Origin of the sequence: Candidatus Borrarchaeum sp., assembly GCF_019058535.1 — an archaeon.
Lineage (GTDB): Archaea > Asgardarchaeota > Sifarchaeia > Borrarchaeales > Borrarchaeaceae > Borrarchaeum > Borrarchaeum weybense.
Genome location: NZ_JAHPYX010000241.1, coordinates 1 through 4,805, shown reverse-complemented (window position 1 = coordinate 4,805; position 4,805 = coordinate 1). Strand labels below are relative to the sequence as shown.

At 37.3% G+C, this 4,805-nt stretch carries 4 protein-coding genes and 1 tRNA gene; 2 read left to right on the top strand and 3 right to left on the bottom strand.

From position 1 onward, the window contains the following. A partial coding sequence (locus QVB70_RS14725) for a metallophosphoesterase (RefSeq protein ID WP_287587762.1) occupies nt 1–892 on the top strand: 892 nt, incomplete at its 5' end. A 53-nt stretch (nt 893–945) separates the two neighbouring features. Here the strand turns inward: QVB70_RS14725 and QVB70_RS14720 are convergent. Both QVB70_RS14720 and QVB70_RS14715 read right to left on the bottom strand, forming a co-directional pair. Then, entirely contained in the window at nt 946–1,389 is a 444-nt protein-coding gene (locus QVB70_RS14720) for an NUDIX hydrolase (RefSeq protein WP_287587759.1), read from the bottom strand. A 91-nt stretch (nt 1,390–1,480) separates the two neighbouring features. After that, nucleotides 1,481–1,585 (bottom strand) — tRNA-Ala (locus QVB70_RS14715). A gap of 1,069 nt (nt 1,586–2,654) precedes the next feature. On the opposite strand from QVB70_RS14715, the gene QVB70_RS14710 reads away from it, so the two are divergent. Then, nucleotides 2,655–4,322, top strand: a complete 1,668-nt coding sequence (locus tag QVB70_RS14710) for an AarF/ABC1/UbiB kinase family protein (protein ID WP_287587756.1) — start codon at nt 2,655–2,657, stop codon at nt 4,320–4,322. A gap of 27 nt (nt 4,323–4,349) precedes the next feature. Here QVB70_RS14710 and QVB70_RS14705 read toward each other — a convergent pair. Further along, the coding region (locus tag QVB70_RS14705; protein WP_287587753.1) for a cupin domain-containing protein at nt 4,350–4,805 on the bottom strand (456 nt) is incomplete at its 5' end.

Sequence of the window (4,805 nt, the reverse complement as noted above, 5' to 3'; positions counted from 1 at the left end):
CACACCTTATTTAAGTGTTGGGGACCACTGTGAAAGTGAACACGTAACACGATTCATCCCCCCAACAAGTAGAGGGGTCTTCTCGCGAGTTCTGATAAAGAAAGAGTCAAAGAATGGAAAAAATTATTGGTCAAGGGGACCGCGTATGATCTACGTAGGTTGCGTTGGCGATGTACATTCACCTAAAAATTTACCTGAATTTGTTTCTGCTATGAAAAAGCTCAAAGATAAGTCTTTTGATTTATTTATACTTGCGGGAGACACAATTCATAAGGGTTTTCTCAAAGGTTTCAATTTAGTCGTTGAAGTACTGAATGAATACATTAGTTGCCCAATTGTAGTGTGCTTTGGGAACGAAGAGTATTTCCAATTAGAAGAAAAGTTCTTTTCACAATTTGGGGAATATGTCTCATTCTTGAATGATTCTTCATCAGTTTTTCACATTAAAGGAAAAAAGATCGGCGTTATTGGGACACGGGGCGTGCTTGACACACCAACTAGATGGCAGGCTACAAACATTCCAAATATTCTCGGAATTTATGAAAACCGTCTTAATGTTATTGATAAATTGCTCAATGATTTAGAATCTCAGAAATTATCGAAAGAAATTGACTATTCAATTATGGTATCACATTATGCAGTTGGCTACTCACTTCTATTTGGTGAAAAAGAGCAGGTATATCCGCTGTTAGGTTCGAAAAGAATGGAAAATATACTCTTAGGACACAAAAATCTTCCAACAGTAGTCATACATGCACATGCTCATAATGCAAAGAAATTTCGCACAGAATTAGGACCACATATTTTGTTTAATGTGTCTTTTCCTGCTACTCATTCAATTACGTGCTTTTCTTTGCCACTTTCAAGACAGTTACTACTAACTGAATTTTGAGTTTGAACTACTTGGATTTCACTACGCGAATGTTTTGCCATGGATTTAAAGTTTCATTTTTCGCTTCCTTGCGGTAGAATATCTAATTTTTTAAAGAAATGCGTAGCTGTATTAGTCAAAGGATAGTTAGATAGTTCATCAAAGTGTACCCACCGAGTATCCAGAGATTCTGTCGACAGAATAAATTTATTTTCATGTCCAAGAGGCCTAGCTAAAAAGCCAATGAGAACATAATGAAACCTTACACCCTGTTCATCATGCGTGATACTGTCAATTACATCAATTACTTTTTCAAGTCTGACTTTAAGCCCAGTCTCTTCTTCGACTTCTCTGATCGCGCTATCTTCAAATTTTTCACCTAACTCTATTAAACCGCCAGGGACAGAATAAAAACCAGCTTTTGGATCATGAGCACGTTTCATTAGAAGAACATTTTCGTTTTGAGTAATTACAATACTTACTGCAGCAAAAGGGCGATCTGGATATTCCCGTTGCACATCAATGCTTCCCTTAAGAATCAATTATACCAGTTCTGCATAAAAAAATAAAATGCTTTTAGAGGAAATCAAATAATTTTTGTAAAGTGGATGGTGGACCGAGCGGGAATTCCAGGCTTGGATAAGATCCATGTCCTTTGAACCCGCGGCCTCCGCGGTGCGAGCGCGGCGCTCTTCCAAACTGAGCTATCGGCCCACTTTTTAAGATTAGTTCTGGATTTTTTTACCGATTCAGAGTCACTGCAAGAGACTGTGAACTACCACCCTACAAGTAGGCTGGCTTCCTGAATCATCCATTCCCCAACGGGACATGTCAAACAGGCTCTACGGGCAGTTCCTGCCCTGAACGCGATGTGAAGTTAAGGTGAGAACTGGCGAGTGTCACCTCAGCTCAATTCTACTTACGATCTATGCGAATCAGTACTTAAAGGTTAGGGAGTATGGTGAAAGTGAAAACAGTAACGCATTTCATCCCCCCAACACATTAAGGGGTCTTCTTGCGGCGACGTGATAAAAATATATCGACGCTTGTCTCTACTCTTCTGGATAGAATCTATAAAAAAAACTTTGGAAAAACAATTTAATCTAGGAGTTCTTCTTACCTCGCCAGTCAGATGTGTATTCAAAGGAGCGATTAGCAATTGCCCCAGTATTATAATGAGATTATAATAATGATTGCTTTAACAGTCTCCTATGACTTATACTCTAAACTCGTTTGAGGTAAGCCGCTTTTTGAAACAACTCATGTACTCTAAGTATACTATCATGAGAAGTTAGTAATCAAGTATTTGTCACATCTCTATTTAAATGTAGTTGAATGAACGAATTCGTACGCTTTTGGGAAATCGTCGATAAGCACCCAAATATCAATTTTCTTTTGAGATAGACTCTAAGCCGACAAAAAACTCTTTAAAAAGAAGTTGCTAAAACTAGCAAGAATTTTTGTTGGTTAAGTTAACAAAAAAATTTCAAAGACGCGTAATATGTAACATTATAACTATAAGATTTCACCATCTTGTGAGGATCTGTCTATATCAGTTATTCAATTCGAAAGGTTCATTAAACAAATTGCCTGAGAAATATCTTGAAGACTAAACAGAACTCACAATATATGACTCACAAGGATGATATTAACTTGTCATTAGCCTCATTTCTTCATATCAAGTTCAATTTATTAACCGTTCTATGTATTATAGGTGTATAAAACATTGATCTTTAACTTTCTGGCTCTATCCGATTTGAAACTGACAAAAGGGTGAATATAATTGGCGATAATAAGAGATATTGGGCGCCTCAACAAAATTTCAAGGACATTAGTCAAACATGGTTTCGGCGCTTTTATAGACGGTATTTCATCACATTTTCCGTCTATAAGCAAACCAACAAAAGAAGAAATTCGTGAAGGTGAATTATCAAAGCAAGAGAGACGTGCAATTCGAGTAAGGAAAGTTATTGAAGACTTGGGTCCTACGTTTATCAAATTGGGGCAACTTATGTCAACAAGACCCGATTTGGTTCCCGATGAGTGGATCAAAGAATTTGAAAAGCTGCAGGACGAAGTTCCTCCATTTTCTTATGAAGAAGCAAAAGAAATCATTGAAAGTGAGTTAGGCAGACCTCTTAAAGATGTATTCAAGATTATAGATCGTAAACCAATTGCTGCAGGTTCTCTAGCTCAAGTTCATAAAGCAGAACTCAAAGATGGAACAACCGTAGCCATTAAGGTTCAAAGACCTGAAATCCAAAAAATCGTTGCCGCAGATATTCGTCTTATGTATGAATTTGCAAAATCTGCTGAAAAACATTTGCGTATTAGTGAACTCTACGATCCTGTAGGTATTATTAGTGAGTTTGAGTACACCATGATGCGCGAACTGGACTTCCTTAACGAAGCTGCTAATACAGAGAAGTTACATAAGTACTTTGATGATAATCCCAATGTTCAGATTTCAAAAATATATTCCAAATACACAAGTAAACGTGTCCTTGTCGAAGAGTTTATTTACGGCACTCCTCTTTCAAAACTAATTGAAGAAAAAAAACTCGATGTTCAACGAGGAAAGTTAATCGTTAAGAACCTTGTCGATGCTTATATGAAACAGATTTTCGATTTCAGATTCGTTCAAGTGGACCCACATAGTGGGAATTTGATCGTTAAGGAAGATAACACAATTGGCATAATAGATCTTGGGATGTGTACAAAAATCACATCCAGAACTATCGAGCATTTTAGTGCATTATTCCTTGGTATGATGCAAAAAGACGTCAGTTCAATAGTCAGAGAATTCAAAATAATGGGAATCGTAACAGAAGAAACAAAAATTCCACTATACGAGCGAGATCTTAGTGATTTGATAGACACTTATGCTGACAAGCCCCTGAAAGACATTAACTGGGGCAACTTAATGGATGAACTATTCCAGCTTTCTTATCGGCATAAAATGCGTGCGCCCACCGAGTTCATGAACCTTGGAAGAGCTATTATGTTTCTTGAGAAATCGGCGAGGATATTGGATCCAGATTTCAACTTCATGGACCACGCAGAGAATTATATGAGCAGTTTTATCGAAAAGATGGCTTCTCCTCAAGAACTAGCAAAACAATTAATTTCAAATATTCAAGGATTTGTAAGACTCACAAGAGATCTTCCGTCTCGGCTTAATTATCTCCTTACACGTCTAGAGGAAGGTAATCTGACAGTTCAAATAAAGGATAAAGATAGTGAAGAACATCTTTTAATGCGACAAAAAGCCGCAAATAGAATCGGCTTCTCACTTCTTATTAGTTCCATGATAATTAGTAGTACATTGATTCTCTTCTTGGAACAACCAAGTTTTTTCGGTTTTCCACAATATAGCTTAATAGGATATATTCTAGCTGGGCTATTTGGTATAGTCTTCTTGAGATGGATAATTGAAACAATCCGCATCTAAGCAATCCTAAATGATTTTTAACCATTTTTAGAACATGGGAGGCGCAAATACATCAAAATAAAGTAGATCTTCTTCAGCAGAAACTCGATGTTTGGTGTTTCTGGGGACACGAACTAAAACTCCCGGAAAGAGCTCGAATTCCCCAGACCCCTCAATGTAAATTTTTCCTTTTCCTTCTAGCGGAAAGAGAATATCATCTGAATTTTTATGTACGTGTGCCTGTTTTTCTTGACCTTTTGGCAGTTTAGCTAGAAAGATCGTCAAATCAGCGCCATCTTTTTTCTTTGAAATCAACTTCTTGATTTTAATGTCTAAAAATGGATGCTGCTCCCAATTCACTTTTTCGATATTTATCCAACTCAAATTTATCAGAACTCGCGAGAAGACCCCTCTACTTGTTGGGGGGATGAATCGTGTTACGTGTTCACTTTCACAGTGGTCCCCAACACTTAAATAAGGTGTGGTACCTCTGGTAGTTAGAAT